This window comes from Streptomyces sp. NPDC059679 (assembly GCF_042734105.1).
Taxonomy (GTDB): Bacteria; Actinomycetota; Actinomycetes; order Streptomycetales; family Streptomycetaceae; genus Streptomyces.
The window spans coordinates 1-20,086 of record NZ_JBHWES010000095.1; the positions used below are offsets into that span (position 1 = coordinate 1).

A 20,086-nucleotide genomic window follows, 5' to 3' on the forward strand; every position below is an offset into this window, starting at 1 on the left:
GTCCACGCGCCGGTGAGCCCGGTGGCCTCGCTCGGCGGGCCCGGCCGCGCGCCGGGCCGGGCGGCCCCGCCCGCCGCGGTACCGGTGGTCATATGCCGGGCCCAGGCGGGCAGGCGGGGCTGTCGCTGCGCGGGGACGTCCGCGCCGAGCCCTGGCAGGGTCCACGCGGGCACCAGCGGCTGCCCCGCACCCCAGGTCGCGCGGGCCAGGGCGATCCGCTTGGCCAGGTCGGAGGCGTCGCGCGGACGGTCCTCCGGGTCCTTGGCCAGCAGGTCGAGGATCACCCGCTCGAAGGGCTCGGGGATCTCGGGCCGGTGCCGGCGCGGCGGCTCGGGCGGGGTGTCGCGGTGGCCGACGAGCACCCCCCAGGCGTCGTCGACGTCGAACGGCGGCGCGCCGGTGGCCATTTCGTACAGCACACAGCCCAGGGAGTACAGATCGCTGCGGTGGTCGACGGCGCCGCCCGCGATCTGCTCGGGCGACATGTAGTGCGGGGTGCCCATGGCGATACCGGTCCCGGTGAGCCGGGCCGTGAAGCCGATGTCATGGCCGAGCCGGGCGATGCCGAAGTCGCAGATCTTCACCGAGCCGTCGGCCAGCCGCATGATGTTGGCGGGCTTGAGGTCCCGGTGGACGATGCCCTGGTCATGGGTGTATGCGAGGGCGACGGCGAGCTGGCCGGCCATGTCCAGGACGTCGGGGACCGGCAGCGGCCGCTGCTCGTTGTCCTCCAGCAGCTGGCTGAGGTTGCGCCCCTCCAGCAGCTCCATCACCAGATACAGGACGCCCTCGTGCTCCCCGAAGTCGTGCACCACGGTCACCCCGCGGTGCTGCAACGAGGCCGCGACCCGCGCCTCGCGGCGGAACCGCTCACGCAGCACGTCCGTGAAGGACGGGTCCCGCTGCTGCCCCATGGGCTTGAGGCACTTGACGGCGACGCGCCGCCCCAGCGACTCGTCGAGCGCCCGCCACACCTCGCCCATTCCCCCGCGCCCGATCAGATCGAGCAGCCGGTAACGGCCCTGGATCAGCCTGGTGTCCGCCATGGTCCCCCTGCCTCCGGCGGGAGTGCCTCCCGCCGCCCCCGTCGAAGCCGACGGCTCGTCATGGAGCCCTCGACGCATCCCCGTTGTCCAGTATGGCGGCGTTTTGGCGCAACTTGTAGACCGAGGGACGAGTGCCCGGACCCAGCCGTTCGACGGCCCGCAGGATGTGTTTGGGCGGCAGCCACCAACGGAGGGTGGGCGGGATACGGCGCAGCGCCCGGCCGACCGCCCGCAGACGGCGGGTGACGACGGCGGGGGCGGGCGCCGGGCGGCCGTACAGCTCATGGGCGCACGGGGGCAGGCTCGCACAGGGACCGACCTCGTCGCCGAACTCCTCGGCAAGAGCGCCGATCCCGCACAGGTCACAGCGTGTTCACATCGTGGCGGGCTCGCGCGTGGCGATTCGGCCCGGTCGTCGCCCGCCGCTAACGGCGCACCCTCGGCATCCCCAGGCCGATCCAGGAGATGATTTCCCGCTGCACCTCGTTGTTGCCGCCGCCGAAGGTGAACACGACGCTGCTGCGGTAGCCGCGTTCGAGCTCGCCGTGGAGCACCGCGCCCGCCGACCCCTCCTTGAGCGGGCCCGCCGCGCCGACGATCTCCATCAGCCAGGCGTACGCGTCGCGGCGCGCCTCGGAGCCGTACACCTTGACCGCGGAGGCGTCGTGGGGGGTGAGCGCATCGCGCTGGAGGGCGTCCACCATCTGCCAGTTGAGCAGCTTCATGGCGTCGAGCCTGGCGTGGGTACGGGCCAGCCGCCCGCGTACCCAGCCCAGGTCGATGACGCGGCGGCCGTCGGCGAGCTTGGTGTTGGCGGCCCACTGCTGGACGCCGCGCAGGGCGCGGATGGCCATGGTGCCGTGGGCGGCGAGGGTGACCCGCTCGTAGTTGAGCTGGGTGGTGATCATCCGCCAGCCCTCGTTCTCCGCGCCGACCCGGCGGGTGGCCGGCACCCGGATGTTCTCGTAGTAGCTGGCGGTGGTGTCGTGGGAGGCGAGGGTGGTGATGACGGTGCAGGAGTAGCCGGGATCGCTGGTCGGCACGAGCAGGATGCTGATGCCCTTGTGGGGCTTGGCGTCCGGGTCGGTGCGGACCGCGAGCCAGACCCAGTCGGCGGTGTCGCCGTTGGTGGTCCAGGTCTTCTGGCCGTTGACGAGGTAGTGGCCGGTCGCAGCGTCGCCATCGTTTTCCTCGCGCACGGCGCGGGTCTTGAGCGAGGCGAGGTCGGTGCCCGCGTCGGGCTCGCTGTAGCCGATGGCGAAGTCGATCTCGCCGGAGAGGATCTTCGGGAGGAAGTACTCCTTCTGCTCGTCGGTGCCGTACCGCATGAGGGTGGGCCCGACGGTGTTGAGCGCCATGAGGGGCAGCGGCACGCCTGCCTGGGCGGCCTCGTCGAAGAAGATGAACTGTTCCACCGGGCCGAGCCCACGCCCGCCGTACTCCCGTGGCCAGCCGACGCCCAGCCAGCCGTCCGCGCCGAGGCGGCGGATCGTCTCGCGGTAGAACCGCTTCTGCCCGGCCGGGTCGGCGTAGCGGGCGTAGGCGTCGTCGGGGACGAGTTCGGTGAAGTACGCGCGCAGTTCGGTGCGCAGTTGCCGCTGCTCGGGGGTGTAGTCGAGGTGCACGGCCCCTCCTGGAATCTCGCGTCCGCCGCGTAGGCGCCTGGAATCGAGGGGCACGGTAGAACGTGTTCCAACAATACGGAAGGGCCGCGGCCCCGGACGCCGCATCCGCCGAGGCGGCGTCCGGGCACGCGTATCCCGGCCGAACGGGCGGCGGGCTGCGGGCGGTCAGACCGCTCGCAGCCAGCCGTCGATCAGCGCGGGATAGTCGGTGGTGACCGCGTCGGCGCCCAGGGCCACACAGCGCGCCAGCCGCCCGGCGTCGGCGGCCGGCCACGCGTCCACCCGCAGCCCCTGGGCGTGGCAGCGCTCGACCAGACCGGCCGTCAGCTCGGGGCTCAGCTCCGGGCAGACCCAGGTGGCCTTCACCTCCGCGGCGTGCGCGGGCAGTTCGGCCGTGGGGTCGGCGGTGATGAGCCCCCGTTCCACCTGGGGCAGCAGCCGCGCGGCGCCGTCGAGCACCTCGGCCTGGAAGGAGGTGAGCACGACGCGCTCGGGCAGTGGGGTTTGCCGGTCGAACTCGGCCAGAGCGGCCACCGCCTCGGGGGCCTTGATCTCCACCTGCACCAGTCCGGGGAAGGCGTCCAGGGCCTCGCGGAGCGTGGGGATCCGCTCGCCCTGGCCGGCGTCGAGCTCCCGCAGCTCGGCCAGGGAGAGCGCGGCGACCTCGCCCGTACCGTCGGTGGTGCGGTCCACGGTGGCGTCGTGGATCACCACGAGGTGGCCGTCGTGGGACACCCGCACATCCAGCTCGACGCCCTCGGCGCCGGCCTGGTGGGCGCGGCGGAAGGAGCGCAGGGTGTTCTCCGGCTCATCGGCTCTGGCGCCCCGGTGTCCGTAGACCAGAGGACGTACGGCCGGGCGTGGGGTGGCGGGTCGGGACGGTGTCACAGGTGCTCCTCAATGGACTCACGGTGCCGGTCCACTCCCTTGCGCAGCCGCGTGGCGACATCGGAGAACGCCTCGTGCGCGGGGGTGTTGCCGGTCCAGATCTTCTGCAGCCCGGTGTAGATCTGGACATTTGCGTTGGGCACCATCATCCGCACCTGGTCGCCCTTGCGGGTGTGCGGCAACTGCTTGACCGCGGTGGAGAAGTTGGGGTCCTCGGTGAGCAGCTTCGCCAGCGTGGGGGACTTGGTGGCGGCCGGGACCACGGGCATATAGCCGGTCTGGACCGTCCACTGGGCCGCGTTCTCCGGCCGCGCCAGGAAGCGTACGAACTCCGCGGCGGCCTGTTTGCGCTCCTTGGGCACCCGTTTGAACATGCCGAGCCCGCCGCCGCCCGTGGTCACCCCGAACTCCTTGTGGCGGGGCAGGAATCCGGTGCCCAGCTCCCAGCCGCCCGCCTTGGCCATCTCGGAGATCTTCCGCAGCCCGCCGGTTGAGGTGATCAGGGTGGCGATCAGCTGGTTGCCCATGTCCCCGGCGGGGTCGGTGGACATATAGGCGATGCGGTCCTTGTGGACCAGCTTGCGCTGCCACTCCCCGGCCGCGACGGTGGCCTCGTGGTCGATGGTGACGTCCAGGCCCTTGGAGTACGCGCCGCCCCACTGCCAGGCGGTGCACTGGAACTGCCAGTCCCCGTCGATCTTCTGGTACGCCTCCATGGCGACCGGCTTGCCCTGGGTCTTCAGCCGGGTGATCTCCTTGGCCCAGCCGTACATCTCCTCCCAGGTCTCGGGCGCCCGGTCGGGTACCCCGGCCTTCTTGAAGAGGGTGCGGTTGAAATAGAAGAGCGGGGTGGAGCGGGCCAGCGGCAGCCACCAGTGGTGGCCCTTGACCCGTCCCTCCCCCAGCAGCCTCGCGTTGTAGGTGGCGCGCAGCTCGCCGGGGTCGATGTAGTCGTCCCAGGGCTCGAGCGCGTCCCCGAAGTAGAAGCGGTACCACTTCACATCGGACAGCACGCACAGATCGGGCGCCTGGCCGGCGAGCAGCCCGACGACCGCCTTCTGGGCGCATTCGTCGTACGTGCCCTGGAACTGGACCTCCACATAGATGTCGCGCTGCTCGCGGTTGAACTTGTCGGCGAGATCCTGGAGCGCGCGTCCGGGTACGTCCGCGAAGGTGGACCACAGCACGGTGCGGGTGCGCCCGGCGTAGCGGTCGGGAACCGATCCGCCCGGCTGGTCCACCGGCCCGGTGGTGGTGCCGCAGGCGCTCAGCAGCGCGGCGGCCGTGGGCGCCCCGGCCGCGAGGGCGAGAAAGCGCCGACGGCTGGGGAGGCTGTGCCTCGGGCTGGGGAGGCTCTGGCTCAGGTTGGGGAGGCTCTGGCTCACTTCCCGGCTCCCTGGGTCAGCCCGGCGATGATGTAGCGCTGGGCGATGAAGAAGACGATGAGCACCGGCAGGATCACCATCACCGTGCCGGCCAGGATGGCGCCCCAGTTTGCGTAGGTCTCCTGGTCCCGCAGGAAGAGGAGGCCGACCGGGAGGGTGCGCATATCGGCGCTGCTGGTCACGATCAGCGGCCAGATGAAGTCGTTCCACTTGGTCACCATGATCACGATGGCGACGGTGATCACCATGGGCCGTGACATGGGCAGTACGACACGGAAGAGGGTGCGCAGATGGCCCGCACCGTCGATCCGGGCCGCGTCCATGACCTCCTTGGGGAGGGTCAGCATGTGCTGGCGGAGCAGGAATGTGCCGAAGACCGAGCCCAGGCCCGGGGCGATCAGTCCGGCCCAGGTGTTGACCCAGCCCAGCTGGGCGATGGTCAGGAAGTTCGGCAGCAGGGTGACATGGCCGGGGACCATCATGGCGCCCAGGAGGAAGAGGAACAGCCACTTCTTGCCGGGGAAGGGCAGGAAGACGAAGGCGTACGCGCACAGCAGCGCGGAACACAACTCGATGGCGGTGCCGACGACCGAGACCACGAGGGAGTTGAGGAAGAACCGGTCGAAGGGGGCGGCGTTCCAGGCGTCGGAGAAGTTGCTCCACCGCAGGTCGGTGGGGACCCAGTGGGGCGGATAGGCGTAGATCTGGGGGTTGGTCTTCAGCGCCGAGGAGGCCAGCCAGTACAGCGGGCCGGCCGCGATGAGCGCGACCAGGACGAGGAGCGCGTACAGGCCGAGGCGCCGGGCCCGGCCGCCGGGGCGGCGGGAGGGCGCCGCCGGGTCGAGGGCCGTCACTGGTAGTGCACCTTTCGCTCGAGGTAGCGGGCCTGCCCCGCGGTGATCAGCAGGAGCACGGCGAACATGATCATCGCGCCGGCGGCGGAGCGCCCCGCGTCGAAGGCGCGGAATCCCTGGTCGTAGATGAACCAGCTGAGGGTGGAGGTGGAGGTGCCCGGGCCGCCTGCGGTCATCATGGCCAGCACGTCGAACGCCTGGAAGGTGCTGATGGTGCAGGTCACCAGGAGGAAGAAGGTGACCGGTGAAAGCAGCGGGAGGGTGATCCGGCGCAGCCGCGTCCAGGGCCCGGCGCCGTCCAGCGCGGCGGCCTCGTACACCTCCCTGGGCAGACCCTGGAGCCCGGCCAGGTAGACCACGGCGACGAATCCGATGTTCTTCCAGAGGTAGACCAGGATCAGGCCGGTCAGCGCCCACTTGGAGTCGGTCATCATGGCCGGGGCGGTCAGTCCGAGCGGGGCCATCAGCGGGCGTATCAGCCCGTAGTTGGGGTCGAAGACGAACAGCCACAGGGTGCCGACGGCGGCCCCGGAAAGCACATACGGGGCGAAGGTCAGCGTCCGCACCACGTTCCGGCCGCGCAGCTTCTGGTTCAGCAGCAGCGCGGTGGCCAGCCCCAGGACGATGCCGCCGGCCACGATGCCGACGACGAAGACGACCGTGGTCCACAGGGTGGCGCGGAAGTCGGGGTCGGTGAGCAGATCGGTGTAGTTGCCGAGCCCGACGAAGTCCTTGGCCGGGGAGATCATGTCCCAGTCGGTCAGGCTGAGATAGCCGTTGTAGACCACCGGCCAGTAGGCGAAGAGCAGCAGGAAGAAGAAGTTCGGGGCGGCGAACGCGGCGAAGAGCAGATAGTCGCGCCGTCTGCGCCTGGAGCGCAGACGGCGGCCGGCGTCGTCGATGGCAGACAAAGGGAGTTGTTCCTTCCGAACTGCGCCCCGAGGACACCCCCTGGGACGTGCTGGTGACAGCCCCAAGGGATACCAACAGAGTTGATGAGAAGGAAACACCTTGTCGTGTTACAACTTGGCCTACTTCACATGCACGGCTGGCTTTTTCTCACTCCTTCCGTGAACAAGCCCGAGAACACGAGCCTCAGCCGCGCCGGGTGGTCCGCACCACCTCGCCCGGGCGCCAGGTCTGCAGCACCGGATCGGAGCCCTCCACAGCGGTGCGCACCACCTCGGTCACCTCGACGCGGAAGAGGTGGAACGGCTCCGGCGGGTGGACCTCCGCGGCGAAGCGGGCGAGCAGTTGCGGGTCGGTCACCTCCACGGCGCGCCCGCTGACCCGCACGTCGCCGCCGTCCATCCCGGTGTCGGGGCCGGGGTTGGCGTGGATCGCGAAGCGCGCGTCGCGCCGCAGGTCCAGGGCCTTGCGCGAGTCCGGCATCATGCCGAGCCACATCTCGCCGAAGCGGAAGTCCACTTCGAGACCGGTCACCCGCGGGCTGCCGTCCTGGCGCAGGGTGGCCAGCACATGGTGCCGGTAGCGCTGAAACCGCTCCCGCACCACGGTGGAGAACGCGGGCTCCGCCGCCTCGAACCCACCCCAACTGGTCGTCGTCGCACTCATCATGGGGCCCATGCTCCCGGGATTACCGGACACCTTCTGTCGGGATTGGAGCTCACGCGCCTGATCCGGCGGCAGATGGGCGGTCCAGTCCGTCCCGGGCAGCCGATACGCCACCCAGGTCTGCGCATAGGCCGGGGGACGCGGCTGGGAGCGGTGGGTGAGCACGGCGGTGGGCTCCCGGGCGGACCGCAGCACCAGCGCCGCGGGCGTGATGGACCGGTTGTTCCCGCTGGTCTGGGCGGAGGCGCAGCCCGCGTGGTACGCGATGGGCAGGGCGTGGTCGCCGGCGACCAGGCACGGCGACCGCAGCCCCAGCCGGTGCAGCTCGGCCGCGGCCGTCCGGTAGCTTCCGTTGACCTTCTCCGACTGGGCCGCCGAGCGGCCGAGCACCACATGCTGCGAGGCCAGCTGGAGGGTGACCACCACACCGAGCGCGACCGCCACGGGCTGCGGGGAGCGCACGCCCTGGACGGTACGGAGCAGCAGCTCGGCCATGGGGAGCGCGAGCAGCGCGTAGGAGGGCATCAGGAAGCGCGGCGCGAAGTAGCCGATGAGCAGCAGATACGGGATGGCGAGCGCGCCGGCGCAGACGATCGGCAGGATGGTCAGCGCGAGCGGATGGCCGTGGTGCGGGGCGCCCGGGCGGGACACGCGCTCCCGGCGGTCGCGGCGGTCCCGTACGGCGACGACGACCGCGGCGGCGGTCAGCAGCGGCAGCGCCAGCCACCACACGGTCAGCTCCGGGTGGCGCAGCGGCACCTCGCACGGACGGCACAGCTGCGGCCCGTTCAGGCTGCGCAGCGCCGCCCCGACGTTGAAGTGCAGCCCCATGCCGCCCTCGACATCGCTGGAGACCCGCAGCCGCTCCAGGACGCCGCCGAAGCGGGCGTACGCCTCGCCCACCCACTGCGCGGCGCCCAGCGTGAGCCCGCCGAGCAGCGCGGGCAGGGCCGGCCGCCAGGCCCGGATGGCCACGGCCCCGGCCAGCAGCGGCAGGGCCAGCCAGCCCCCGTCGGGGGTCCGTACGAGGGTGACGCCCGCGATGACGGCGGCCAGCCACCAGCGCGCGTTCCGCTCGGCGGGGGCGCGCAGAAACCAGCCGACGGCGGCCACCGCGCCGATCGCCACCCACAGGTTCGGCATCACCGTGGGTCCGCTGATCTGGGTGATCCACAGCCCGGCGAACAGGAGTGCGGCCAGCGCGACCGTGCCGTGGCCGAGCATCCGGCGCCACACCCGGAAGGCGGCGTACAGGGCGGCGGCGGAAAGCACCGCGAGGAGTACCCGCAGCACCGGAATGGAGGAGGTCACGGAGACGACCGGGGCGACCAGCATGCTGATGCCGCGGGAGCGGGGGGCGCTGAAGTACGCGGCCGGGTGGCGCGGGTCGACCTGGGAGACGTACACGGACTCGTCCCAGCCCAGGGCGTGCGCGGTGTGCGGGATGACCACGAGGAGCTGGACGAGGGCGTAACCGGCGGCCACCAGCGCGAGCCAGGGCGCGGGGCGGCGATGGCGCGCCGGCTCGAAGGGTTGCGGGCGCGGGCGCGGGGTGGCGGAGGCCGGGGCGACAGTATTCTCCATGCGCGAACCATATGATGCTTTTGTACCTTTTTCTCCGCATTGATCCATTCAGCTCAGCGCCCAAGGGGTGCCATGAGCGCCGGAGATCCGTAGGATTTTCATCCCGCGTACAGCTCCACCCGTACAGCTCCACCCGGCGGAGAACGGACACGCATATGAAGATGCTGATCAACGTTGCCGAGACCGTGGTCGCCGACGCCCTGCGCGGAATGGCCGCCGCGCATCCCGAGTTGACGGTGGACGTCGAGAACCGGGTGATCGTCCGGCGGGACGCCCCTGTCGCCGGCAAGGTCGCGCTGGTCTCCGGCGGCGGATCGGGGCATGAGCCGCTGCACGGGGGGTTCGTCGGGCCCGGAATGCTGGACGCGGCGTGCCCCGGCGAGGTCTTCACCTCCCCCGTGCCCGATCAGATGGTGCGGGCCGCCGCCGCCGTGGACAGCGGCAAGGGGGTCCTGTTCATCGTCAAGAACTACACCGGCGACGTCCTCAACTTCGACATGGCGGCCGAGCTCGCCGCGGACGAGGGCGTACAGATCGCCAAGGTCCTGGTCAACGATGACGTGGCGGTGACCGACAGCCTCTACACGGCCGGGCGGCGCGGCACCGGGGCGACGCTGTTCGTGGAGAAGATCGCCGGAGCGGCGGCCGAGGAGGGCGCGCCGCTGGACCGGGTGGCGGCGCTCGCCCAGCAGGTCAACGAGTCGTCGCGGAGCTTCGGCGTCGCCCTCAGCGCCTGCACCACCCCCGCCAAGGGCGGTCCGACCTTCGACCTCCCGGCCGGGGAGCTGGAGTTGGGCGTGGGCATCCACGGCGAACCCGGGCGCGAGCGGCGGGCCATGATGACCTCCCACGAGATCGCCGACTTCGCGGTGGACGCGGTGCTGGAGGAGCTGCGGACCGACAACCCGGTCCTCGTCCTCGTCAACGGCATGGGGGCCACACCGCTGCTGGAGCTGTACGGCTTCGCCGCCGAGGCGCACCGGGTGCTCGGCGAGCGCGAGGTGGTGGTGGCACATACGCTCGTCGGCAACTACGTCACCTCGCTCGACATGGCGGGCGCTTCGGTGACCCTGTGCCGGGTCGACGAGGAACTGCTGCGACTGTGGAACGCGCCGGTACGGACCGCCGGGCTGCGCTGGGGCTGCTGACCGGGCCCGGCCCCCGCCACCGATACGTACGCTGTCGCCGTTTGGCCATTCGACTGAGGAGGCGCCCTGTGCCCAGCTCTGTGTCCAGCAGCGAAACCGCCGGCGAACCGGCGCTCGACGCCGCCTTCTTCCACCGCTGGCTCACCGCGGCGGCCGCGGCCATAAGCCGCGAGGCGACCCGGCTGACCGAGCTGGACTCGGCCATCGGCGACGCCGACCACGGCAGCAATATGCAGCGCGGCTTCACGGCCGTCACCGAAGCCCTGGAGAAGGAGCCGCCGGGTCCGCCGGGGGCCGTGCTGATCCTGGCCGGACGTCAGCTGATCTCCAAGGTGGGCGGCGCCTCGGGGCCGCTGTACGGGACGCTGCTGCGCCGGGCGGGCAAGGCGCTCGGCGACGCCGAGCAGGTCACCGTACGGCAGCTGGCCGACGCGCTGCGGACCGGTGTGGACGCGGTGGCCCAGCTCGGCGGCGCCGCGCCCGGCGACAAGACGATGCTGGACGCGCTCCTCCCCGCGCTGGACGCGCTGGCCGCCGACGGCGGGTCCTTCGCGGCGGCGGGCGAGGCCGCGGACAAGGGCGCGCTGGCCACCGTGCCGATGCTGGCGCGCAAGGGCCGGGCCAGCTATCTGGGTGAGCGCAGCATCGGCCATCAGGACCCCGGCGCCACCTCGTCGGCGCTGCTGTTCGCGGCCCTCGCGGAGGTGGCTCCTTCATGAGTGACGCGGAGAAGCGGGTCGGCGTGGTGCTGGTGTCGCACAGCGCCGCCGTCGCCGAGTCGGTGGCGCAGCTGGCCACCGGACTGGCCGGCGGCGGCAGCACCGCGCCGGTCACCGCGGCCGGCGGCACGCCGGACGGCGGGCTCGGCACCAGCGCGGAGCTGGTCGCCGAGGCGGCTCACGCGGTCGACCAGGGCGCGGGCGTGGCGGTCCTGGTGGACCTGGGCAGCGCCGTGCTGACCGTGAAGGCGCTGCTGGCCGAGGGCGACGAGCTTCCTCCGGGCTCCCGGCTGGTGGACGCGCCGCTGGTGGAGGGCGCGGTGGCGGCGGTCGTCGCCGCCTCGGCGGGGGCGGACGTGGACGCGGTCGCGCGGGCGGCGGAGGAGGCGTACGACTACCGCAAGGTCTGATCCGGGACGGGCCCGGGGCCTTCCGGGACGGGCCCGGGGGCGAGCCCGGACTCCGAGCCAGGGGGCTTCGGCATGAAGATGCAATCATCGCACGGACTGGTGACAGGGAAGGTCACCGTTGGTTGAATGCGCCGAGCGCTTTCCGGCCAACCCCTGGAGCGTCCCGTGCGGATGACACGTCGTGCCCTGTTGTCGATCGTCCCGGCGGCGACCCTGTCGGCGGTGGCGCCGCCGCAGCGGGCCTGGTCCCAGGCGCCGCGGGAGGCGACACCCGCCGAGGCCGCCGAGGACCGGGCAACGCTGATCGGCAACACCGTCGCCGTCCTCGCCGGCACCGCCGACTCCAACGCCCGGCCGGAGGTCGCCGCCAAGCTCGCCGCCATCGCCTCCACGGCCAAGGCCCGGCTGACCGCCCTCGACGGCGCCGGGTCGGGCGAACTGTTCCGCGGCCTCCCACTGGGGAGCAGTGACACCAACCTGACGACGTCCTTCCAGTACCTGTACGAGATCGCCCTCGCCACCCGCGCCCCCGGCGGCGCGGCCCCGAGCGGTGACACGGCCGTTCAGCGGCGGGTCATCGACGGTCTGGTCCGGCTCCACGACGACTACTACGGCGACCAGTCGAAGGGCTACTACGGCAACTGGTTCAACTGGGAGATCGGCATCTCCTCCCAGCTGACCCGGACCCTCGTCCTGCTGAAGGACGAGCTCGCCGCGTACCGCCCCGACCTGACCGCCACCTGCGTCGCCTCGATGGACGCCTACCTCCGCAACGGCAAGGCCGGCGATGTCGACCTCGACTCCCGCTTCCACACCGGCGCCAACCTCGCCGACATCACCACCAACCGGATCCTCCAAGGCGCCGTGCTCGGCGACGAGGCCCGTATCACCAAGGCGGTCGCCGACCAGCTGACCGTCCTCGCCACCATCGACCCGTACCACCTCAGCCACAATGTCACCGACGGCTTCTACGCCGACGGCTCCTTCATCCAGCACGCCTCCGTCGCCTACACCGGCTCCTACGGCAAGGGCCTGCTCACCCGCATGGTCCAGGCCATCAAGATCCTCGAAGGCACCGGCTATGCCCAAGGCCAGGACCGCGTCGGCGCCGTGCGCAACTGGGTGGTGCGCGGCTTCGCGCCGCTGGTGTTCGAGGGCTGGATGATGGAGATCGTCAAGGGCCGCGGGGTGTCCCGCAGCACGACCACGGGATACACCGATGTCGCGGAGGTCGTCGAGGCCGTCGTCGACCTGTCCGGCTATGCGGCCGGGGCCGACGCCACCGCCCTCAAGGGCTACGTCAAGTTCGTACGGCAGAATTCCCGGGCCACCCTCGACCCGGCGCGCTTCCTGTCCCCCGTCAGCGTCGCCCGCTACGCCGACATCCTCGCCGACACCGGGATCCCCGCGAAGGACCTCAACCCGGCCGGGCGACACGTCGCGTTCAACGCGATGGACAAGACCGTCCACCGGCGCCCCGGCTACGCCTTCGCGCTGGCCCGCAGCTCACCGAGGATCAGCAAGTACGAGTACATGAACGGCGAGAACCTGATGCCCTGGTTCCAGGGCGACGGGGCCCACTACCTGTATCTCTCCGGCCAGGACCAGACCCAGGCCTTCGGCGTCGACTACTTCACCACCGTCTCGCCCTACCGCCTGGCCGGCGTCACCGCCCCGGTGGAGACCCGCCGTACGGTCCCCGAGCTCTACGGCGGCCTGTGGTACGACAACCCGGAGCACGGCTTCACCTCCTCCTCCGAGTCGCAGAACACCTACGTCTACTTCCCCCGCGGCGCGGGCGGGCTCTCCGGCGGCGCCTGCCTCGGCGCGTACGGCGCGGCCGGGCTCGTCCAGGCCGACGACGTCGCGTACGCCGCCCAGCAGGCCGGTACCCTGCCCGACGACTTCGTCGCCTACCGCAACGCCCGCGCCACCAAGTCGTGGTTCATGCTCGACGACGAGATCGTCGTCCTCGCCGCGGAGGTGGGCGACCCGGCGGGTCGCGCGGTGACAACGACCATCGACAGCCGCGTCAGCCGCCTGGCCCAGCCGGCGGACACCGTCACCCTCACCGGGCGGCTGCGCAACGGTACGCCCTGGTCCGGCACCGGCACCGCCCCGCTGGCCTGGCTGCGCTACGCCGACGCGGACCAGGACACCGCGGTCGGCTATGTGTTCCTGGAGGGGCGGCGGCCCACCGTGGCCCTCGAGACGGTCACCCGCAGCCGCCGCGCCATCCGCGTGTCCAACCCCGACACCATGGTGACCAAGCAGGTCTTCTCCGTCTCCGTCGAACAGCCGGCCGGCGCGCCGACCACCTCGATGGCCTACGCCCTGGTCCCGAACGCGTCCGAGCGGCAGCTGATGGCGTACGCGGGCGGGCCGGTGTCCGTGCTGGCCAACACCGCGCGCGTCCAGGCGGTGCGGCACAAGGGCCTCGGCCTGATCGCCGCCAACGTCTTCGCCCCCGGCCACCACCACGCCGGACATCTGTCGATCGACGGCCCGGCGTCGGTGATCCTCCGTGAGGGGCGCGACGGGACCGTATCGGTGGCGGTGGCCGACCCGACCACCGAGCGCGACACGGTCTCGGTCGTCATCCGGGGCCGCGCCCTGCGGGCCGGCTCGGTGGACGAGGGCGTACGGGTCGACCGCCTCCCCGGCGGCACCCGGATCCGCGTCGCCACCCGCCACTCCTACGGACGGAGCTTCACGGCGACACTGCTCTGACACCAGCCGCCGACGGGCCGACGGGTAGCCGGCAGGTAACCAACAGGCCGAAGAACAAGGGCTCCTCACCCGGTCGGTGGAGGAAATCGAGGAACACCGGGCCGCCGAACATTACTGTCGTGTCATCGCGATCGAGTCCGAGCGGCACCCAGTGACCGGTGGTCATCGAAACTTCCTCAAGGAGCTCGAATGGCTGAGAAGTCCGCCGAAGTCTTGATATCGGAGCCGGACGAACCCGCGATCGACGGACGCGTCGGTGTCGAACCGGCGGGGACGGACATCGAGAGGAAACTCGCCGAAGTACTGGCCGAGGTCGTATCCGCAGAACGCGTTTCGACCGCTGGCCACTTCTTCACCGATCTCGGCGCGAACTCCTTGGTCATGGCCCAGTTCTGCGCACGGGTCAGAAAGAGACCGGACCTGCCGTCCGTGTCGATGAAGGACATCTATCGACACCCCACGATCCAGAGCCTGGCGGCGGCTGTCGCGCACACCGCCGCCGCTGCCGCAACCGCTACCGCCACCGCTGTCGATTCACCGGCACCGACGCAGACGGCACCGCCGACGCGGAAGGCATCGGCGCGCACGCTGGATTACGTACTGTGCGGAACACTCCAGTTGCTGGTTTTCCTGGGCTATTCCTCCGTCACCGGACTCGTCGCGGCCCGAGGCTATGAATGGGTCGCCGACGGCTCGGGTCTGGTCGACACCTACCTTCGGTCGGTCCTGTTCGGCGGCATCGGCTTCGTCGTTCTGTGCACCTTCCCGATCGCCGCCAAATGGATCCTCATCGGCCGCTGGAAGAGCCGCGAGTTCCCGGTCTGGGGCCTGACCTATGTGCGCTTTTGGATCGTCAAAGCGCTGCTCCACGCCAATCCGATGCACTTCTTCATCGGCAATCCGCTGTATGTGCTGTACCTGCGGGCGCTCGGCGCGCGGATCGGCAAGGGAGTCACCATCCTCTCCCACTCCATCCCCGTCTGCACCGACCTGCTCACGGTCGGAGCCGGCACGGTGATCCGCAAGGATGCGTTCTTCCTCTGCTACCGGGCGCACGCCGGACGGATCCAGACCGGCCGGGTCACCCTCGGCCGGGATGTGTTCATCGGCGAGAAGACCGTGCTCGACATCGACACCTCGATGGGCGATGGAGCGCAGCTCGGCCACTCATCCGCCCTCTACCGCGGCCAGGCGGTCCCGGGCGGCGAGCGCCATCACGGGTCACCGGCACAGCCGACACAGATCGACCATGTGAGGGTCGGACCCGCCCGGTGCGGTACGTCGCGCCGGTTCCGCTTCGGCCTCGCCACCCTGCTTCAGCTGTTCCTTCTGTATCTACCGCTGACCGTCGGCGGCCTGTACATGCTGTTCCAGGCGATTCCGGCGCTCGGCGAGCGAGCGGACGCGGGAACGGCCGGAATCACGTCGTCGAATTTCCTCATCGACGCGCTGCTCATGTCCTCCGCGCTGTTCTTCGGCTTCGTCGTGGTGGGCCTCACCGTCGTATGCACCGTTCCGCGCCTGCTGAATCTGTTCATCAAGCCGGACAAGGTCTACCCGCTCTACGGCTTCCACTATGCGGCGCACCGGGCGATTGCCGGCATGACGAACCTGAAGTTCTTCACATGGTTCTTCGGCGACAGCTCCTATATCGTCCATTATCTCCGCGGTCTCGGGTACGACTTGTCCCGGGTCGAGCAGACGGGATCCAACTTCGGCACGGAGGTGCGGCACGAGACCCCGTATCTGGCCTCCGTGGGCAGCGGAACGATGGTGGCCGACGGCCTCTCCCTCCTCAACGCGGAATTCTCGAGCACATCTTTCCGGGTGTCCCGGGCGTCGATCGGAGAGCATAACTTCCTCGGCAACAACGTCGCCTATCCCATCGGGGCCAGGACGGGTGACAACTGCCTGCTCGCGACGAAGGTGATGGTCCCCCTCGACGGTGAGCTCCGCGAAGGGGTGGGACTGCTCGGCTCGCCCTGTTTCGAGATTCCCCGGTCGGTGGAGCGCGACTCCCGATTCGACCACCTCAGGGACGGGGACGAACTGCGCCGCAGGCTCGCCGCGAAGAACCGCTACAACGCCCGCTCCATGATTTTCTTCCTGCTCGTACGATGGCTGCACGCCTTTGTGCTCACGGCGCTCGGTCTCGCCTCGATCAGCCTCTACGGTGAGCTCGGGCATGTGGTGATCGCCGCGTATCTGGCTCTCACACTCGCCTTCACCGCCCTCTACTTCGCCCTCGTGGAGCGCGGCGTGGCGGCATTCCGCGCGCTGCGCCCGCGGCTGTGCTCCATCTACGACCCGTACTTCTGGTGGCACGAACGGCTGTGGAAGGTGCCGGACGAACACCTCGAGCTTTTCAACGGAACCCCCTTCAAGAATCTGATCTGGCGGCTGTTGGGGGTGCGCATCGGCAGGAGGGTCTTCGACGACGGCTGCTATATGACCGAGCGGACGCTCACCGAGGTCGGGGACGACTGCACCCTGAACATCGGGAGCAAGATCCAGTGCCACTCGCAGGAGGACGGCACCTTCAAGTCCGACCGCACCACGCTCGGTGCCGACTGCACCCTCGGGGTCGGCACCCATGTGCACTACGGCGTGACGTTGGGCGACGGTGTGGTGCTGGCACCCGATTCCTTCCTCATGAAAGGCGAGGAAGTCCCCCCGGACGCGCAGTGGGGAGGAAACCCCGCCACGGAGCTGCCGGTGGCGAACCACGCCGGATCCACGGCGATGTGAGGAAGGGGGGCCATTCGATGGGAGCACGCGTGGAAGCGGATCAGGAGTGTGTGAGCGGTGTGCCGACCGCTGGTGGATTCCCCGTGGTTCCGCGGTGGACCCGGGAGCCGGTGGCGGGTGTGGCCGAGTACGAAGTGGCGGTGCCGGGCGATGTGGTGGAGGGGGTGCGTGAACTGGCATGCGAGTTGGGGGTGCCGGTGAGCGCGGTGCTGTTGGCCGCGCACGCCAAGGTGCTCTCCGCGCTGTCGGGTGAGCAGGAGGTGGTGACGGGCTATGCAGCCGACACGACGGACCCTCCGCTGCCGTGCCGGCTGACCGTCGCACCCGAGTCGTGGCGCGCACTGGTGTTGAGCACTCATCGCGCCGCGGCCGAGCCGGCGGCGCGCGGGGAGTTTGCGGCCGGTGAACCGCGGCGGGAGCCGGAGGCGGCGGGTTACGAGGTCGTGTTCGACCCGGCGGGCGCCGAGCGCGGGCTGGGCGACGGCGTGGTGCTGGGGGTGGGCTGGTGTTGGTGTGATCGGGGTGGGCGGCTGGTGGCGCGGCTGCGGTATCGCACCGAGGTGATCGACGGCGAATGCGCGGCCCGCGTCGTCGGCTACCACCTGGCCGCGCTGGGCCTGATGGTGGCGGATGCGGAGGCTGAGCACGCCGGGCAGAGTCTGCTGTCGGCTCAGGAGGTGCGTCATCAGCTCGAAGGTCTTGCCGGGCCCCGCCGGATGCTGCCGCAAGGGCGCGCGCACGAGCTGTTCGAGCAGCGGGCGCGGGCGCATCCGGAGGCGGTGGCGGCGGTACACGGCGATCGTCGGTGGACGTACGGGGAGCTGAACGCGCGCGCGAACCGGCTGGCGCGGGCACTGCTGGCGCGGGGTCTTGACCGGGAAGCGGTGGTGGGGGTGGTCACCGAACGCGGCCTCGACTGGCTGGCCGCGGTGTTGGCGGTGTTCAAGGCCGGGGGCGTGTATCTGCCGATCGAACCCCACTTCCCCGCCGGTCGTATCGCGGCCACGTTGTCGCGTGCGGAGTGCCGACTCGTACTCACCGAATCCGGCAGCACACACACCCTCGATCAGGCCCTGGCCACGCTGCCGGGTGTGAAGAAGGTGCTGGTCGAGGCGGCGTACGCGGAACAGCACGCCGACACCGACGTCGGGGTGGACGTCGCAGCCGATCAGCTGGCCTACATCTATTTCACCTCCGGCTCCACCGGCGAACCGAAGGGGGCGATGTGCGAGCACGCGGGCATGCTCAACCACCTCTACGCCAAGATCGATGACCTGGGAATCGGTCAGGGGCGGGTGGTGGCGCAGACGGCCCCGCAGTGTTTCGACATCTCGCTGTGGCAGTTGCTGGCCGCGCTGCTGGTGGGCGGGCGGACGCTGCTGATCGGCCAAGAGGTGGTCGTGGACACGGAACGCTTCGTCGACACGCTGGTGCGTGGCCGGGCCACCGTGGTGCAGGTCGTGCCCTCCTATCTGGAGGTGGTGGTGTCGTACCTGGAGCGGTATCCCCGCGAGCTGCCCGATCTGAGGTGTGTCTCGGTGACCGGTGAGGCGTTGCAGCGGGAGCTGGTCCAGCGCTGGTTCGCCATCCAGCCGAGGGTCAAACTGGTCAACGCCTATGGGCTGACCGAGACCTCGGACGACACCAACCACGAGGTCATGGACGGGGTGCCGGAGCGGGTGCTGTTGGGCCGTGCGGTCAGCAACGTGCATGTCTATGTCGTCGACGAGCGTCTGTCGCTGGTGCCGCTGGGCGCCCCGGGGCTGATCGCGTTCTCCGGAGTGTGCGTGGGGCGGGGGTATGTCAATGACCCCGAGCGGACCCGTGAGGCATATCGGGACGATCCGCTCCGGCCGGGTGAGCGGCTGTATCTGGGGGGTGACTGGGGGCGCTGGCATCCCGGTGGCAAGCTGGAGTTCCTTGGCCGGCGGGACAACCAGGTCAAGATCCGTGGCTTCCGTATCGAGATCGGCGAGATCGAGAACACTCTGCTGCGGGCGCCCGGGGTACGGAACGCCGCCGTGGTCGTCGCCGAGCGGCCGGACCACAGCACACACCTGATCGCCTTCTACAGCGGCCGACGGCAGGAGACGGACGTACTGCGCGAGGCGCTGGGCGCCGCGCTGCCCGTCTATATGGTCCCCGCGGTCTTTCGCTGGCAGCACGATCTGCCCCTGACCGCCAACGGCAAGATCGACCGCAAGGCCCTGACCGCGCTGGCCGAACAGGCCCCGCCGACCGAGCAGACCGCACCCGCGAGGACGGGCGAGGCCGCCGGAGCGCAGCACCACGCTCCGCGCACCCCGACCGAGCGGAGGCTGGCGGCTGCCTGGGCCGAGCTGCTGGGCGTTCCCCGGCACCGGATCGGCCGGCAGGACCACTTCTTCGACTCCGGCGGCACCTCGCTGTCGGCCGTGAAACTCACCATCGCCCTGGGCCGTGCGGTGTCGCTCAAGGACATCACACGCCACCCGGTGCTCGCCGACCTCGCCGCACTCCTCGACGGCACGTCCCGGCCGCGCCCGGGGCTGCTCCAGCCCCTGTCGGACCGGCCACTGGCGGGGTCGGCCGGTGCCCCGGAGTGTGCCCTGGTGTGCTTCCCCTACGCGGGCGGCAACGCGGTGAACTTCCGTCCGATGGCCGACGCCCTGGCGGGCCGCGGGCCCGCGGTCCACGGCGTCGATCTGCCCGGTCACGATCTGGCCGCCCAGGGCGAGCCGTTCGCGCCGATGGCGCGGGTGGTGGAGCAGGTCGTCGCCGAGATCACCGCGCACGGCCTGCGCAGGGTCATGCTGTGGGGCCACTCCTCGGGCGCCGCGCCGGCCGTGGAGACGGCGAGGAAACTCGGGGAGCACGGGGTGGAGGTCCCCCGTGTGTTCCTCGGCGCGCAGCTGCTCGGAACGGCCACCGACCGGAGCGCCGCCATCGGCGAGTTGACGGGGCAGACCGACGCCGAGATCGCCGCGCGGCTGAGCGCGCACGGCGGCTACACCGAACTCGCCGAGCTGAACGAGCGGCACGCCGAGCGCATCGGTGCCGCCTACCGGCACGACTGCGTGGCCGCACACCGCTATTTCACCGACGCCCTGGAGACCCCGCCGACGGCGAAGCTCTCCGCGCCGGTCACCGTCGTCATCGCCGCCGACGACCCGAGCACGGCGGACTACCGCGACCGGTACCGCGACTGGCGGCTCCTCGCCGAGCGGGTGGAGCTGCGCGAACTCGCCGACGGCGGCCACTACTTCCCGCGCACCCGTCCGCTCGTAACGGCACAGGCCGTCCTGAGCGCCGCCGAATCGCCGACCTCGGCGGAGTCGTCGGCCCCCTCCTGAGGCTCCTCCCGAGCCTTCTGAGTGGCGATCGAAAGGAACCGA

At 70.7% G+C, this 20,086-nt stretch carries 14 protein-coding genes and 1 pseudogene; 6 read left to right on the forward strand and 9 right to left on the reverse strand.

Going from position 1 to position 20,086, the window contains the following annotated elements; genetic code table 11:
• The 8 genes and pseudogenes from ACFV2X_RS50460 to ACFV2X_RS50495 form a co-directional block, all read right to left on the reverse strand.
• A partial coding sequence (locus tag ACFV2X_RS50460) for a serine/threonine-protein kinase (RefSeq protein ID WP_385629883.1) occupies positions 1–1,046 on the reverse strand: 1,046 nt, incomplete at its 3' end.
• A gap of 58 nt (positions 1,047–1,104) precedes the next feature.
• Positions 1,105–1,350 (reverse strand): annotated as a pseudogene (locus ACFV2X_RS50465) (DUF2236 domain-containing protein); the annotation flags it as partial.
• Positions 1,351–1,471: 121 nt separating this feature from the next.
• Positions 1,472–2,671 carry an acyl-CoA dehydrogenase family protein gene (locus ACFV2X_RS50470; protein WP_385629885.1) on the reverse strand — a complete coding sequence of 400 codons (1,200 nt, stop codon included), beginning with the start codon at positions 2,669–2,671 and terminating at the stop codon, positions 1,472–1,474.
• Positions 2,672–2,836: 165 nt separating this feature from the next.
• A complete protein-coding gene (locus ACFV2X_RS50475; protein WP_385629888.1) occupies positions 2,837–3,559 on the reverse strand; it encodes a glycerophosphodiester phosphodiesterase in 723 nt (240 codons plus the stop codon).
• Positions 3,556–4,944 carry an ABC transporter substrate-binding protein gene (locus ACFV2X_RS50480; protein WP_385629890.1) on the reverse strand — a complete coding sequence of 463 codons (1,389 nt, stop codon included), beginning with the start codon at positions 4,942–4,944 and terminating at the stop codon, positions 3,556–3,558. The genes ACFV2X_RS50475 and ACFV2X_RS50480 overlap by 4 nt, the downstream gene beginning before the upstream one ends.
• A complete protein-coding gene (locus ACFV2X_RS50485; RefSeq protein ID WP_014173706.1) occupies positions 4,941–5,798 on the reverse strand; it encodes a carbohydrate ABC transporter permease in 858 nt (285 codons plus the stop codon). The genes ACFV2X_RS50480 and ACFV2X_RS50485 overlap by 4 nt, the downstream gene beginning before the upstream one ends.
• Positions 5,795–6,709, reverse strand: a complete 915-nt coding sequence (locus ACFV2X_RS50490) for a carbohydrate ABC transporter permease (protein WP_385629892.1) — start codon at positions 6,707–6,709, stop codon at positions 5,795–5,797. The genes ACFV2X_RS50485 and ACFV2X_RS50490 overlap by 4 nt, the downstream gene beginning before the upstream one ends.
• Before the next feature lie 184 nt (positions 6,710–6,893).
• Positions 6,894–8,957, reverse strand: coding sequence for a pyridoxamine 5'-phosphate oxidase family protein (locus ACFV2X_RS50495; RefSeq protein ID WP_385629894.1), 2,064 nt, complete (start codon positions 8,955–8,957; stop codon positions 6,894–6,896).
• Between the two features lie 155 nt (positions 8,958–9,112).
• Between ACFV2X_RS50495 and dhaK the strand changes: the two genes are divergently transcribed.
• From dhaK to ACFV2X_RS50515, 4 genes are all read left to right on the forward strand, one after another.
• A complete protein-coding gene (gene dhaK / locus ACFV2X_RS50500; protein ID WP_385629895.1) occupies positions 9,113–10,105 on the forward strand; it encodes a dihydroxyacetone kinase subunit DhaK in 993 nt (330 codons plus the stop codon).
• Positions 10,106–10,173: 68 nt separating this feature from the next.
• The gene (gene dhaL / locus ACFV2X_RS50505; RefSeq protein ID WP_385629897.1) at positions 10,174–10,824 is read left to right on the forward strand and encodes a dihydroxyacetone kinase subunit DhaL; all 651 of its coding nucleotides are present in this window, start codon (positions 10,174–10,176) and stop codon (positions 10,822–10,824) included.
• Complete coding sequence (locus ACFV2X_RS50510) at positions 10,821–11,234, forward strand: PTS-dependent dihydroxyacetone kinase phosphotransferase subunit DhaM (RefSeq protein ID WP_385629899.1); 414 nt, start codon at positions 10,821–10,823, stop codon at positions 11,232–11,234. Before dhaL ends, ACFV2X_RS50510 begins: the two co-directional genes overlap by 4 nt.
• 165 nt (positions 11,235–11,399) lie before the next feature.
• On the forward strand, positions 11,400–13,964 hold the full coding sequence (locus ACFV2X_RS50515) for a polysaccharide lyase family 8 super-sandwich domain-containing protein (RefSeq protein WP_385629901.1): 2,565 nt from the start codon (positions 11,400–11,402) through the stop codon (positions 13,962–13,964).
• On the opposite strand, the gene ACFV2X_RS50520 is transcribed toward ACFV2X_RS50515, so the two are convergent.
• Positions 13,945–14,130, reverse strand: coding sequence for a hypothetical protein (locus tag ACFV2X_RS50520; protein WP_385629903.1), 186 nt, complete (start codon positions 14,128–14,130; stop codon positions 13,945–13,947). The genes ACFV2X_RS50515 and ACFV2X_RS50520 overlap by 20 nt on opposite strands.
• A 23-nt stretch (positions 14,131–14,153) precedes the next feature.
• Between ACFV2X_RS50520 and ACFV2X_RS50525 the strand changes: the two genes are divergently transcribed.
• On the forward strand, positions 14,154–16,712 hold the full coding sequence (locus ACFV2X_RS50525) for a Pls/PosA family non-ribosomal peptide synthetase (protein WP_385629904.1): 2,559 nt from the start codon (positions 14,154–14,156) through the stop codon (positions 16,710–16,712).
• Positions 16,713–16,729: 17 nt separating this feature from the next.
• On the forward strand, positions 16,730–20,044 hold the full coding sequence (locus ACFV2X_RS50530; RefSeq protein ID WP_385629906.1) for an amino acid adenylation domain-containing protein: 3,315 nt from the start codon (positions 16,730–16,732) through the stop codon (positions 20,042–20,044).
• Positions 20,045–20,086 lie beyond the last annotated feature (42 nt).

Bases quoted from the DNA above. Each gene is read 5' to 3' on its own strand.
- ACFV2X_RS50520 (WP_385629903.1), bottom strand. From the start codon at position 14,130: ATGACCACCGGTCACTGGGTGCCGCTCGGACTCGATCGCGATGACACG.
- ACFV2X_RS50530 (WP_385629906.1), top strand. From the start codon at position 16,730: ATGGGAGCACGCGTGGAAGCGGATCAGGAGTGTGTGAGCGGTGTGCCG.
- dhaK (WP_385629895.1), top strand. From the start codon at position 9,113: ATGAAGATGCTGATCAACGTTGCCGAGACCGTGGTCGCCGACGCCCTG.
- ACFV2X_RS50495 (WP_385629894.1), bottom strand. From the start codon at position 8,957: ATGGAGAATACTGTCGCCCCGGCCTCCGCCACCCCGCGCCCGCGCCCG.
- ACFV2X_RS50525 (WP_385629904.1), top strand. From the start codon at position 14,154: ATGGCTGAGAAGTCCGCCGAAGTCTTGATATCGGAGCCGGACGAACCC.
- ACFV2X_RS50510 (WP_385629899.1), top strand. From the start codon at position 10,821: ATGAGTGACGCGGAGAAGCGGGTCGGCGTGGTGCTGGTGTCGCACAGC.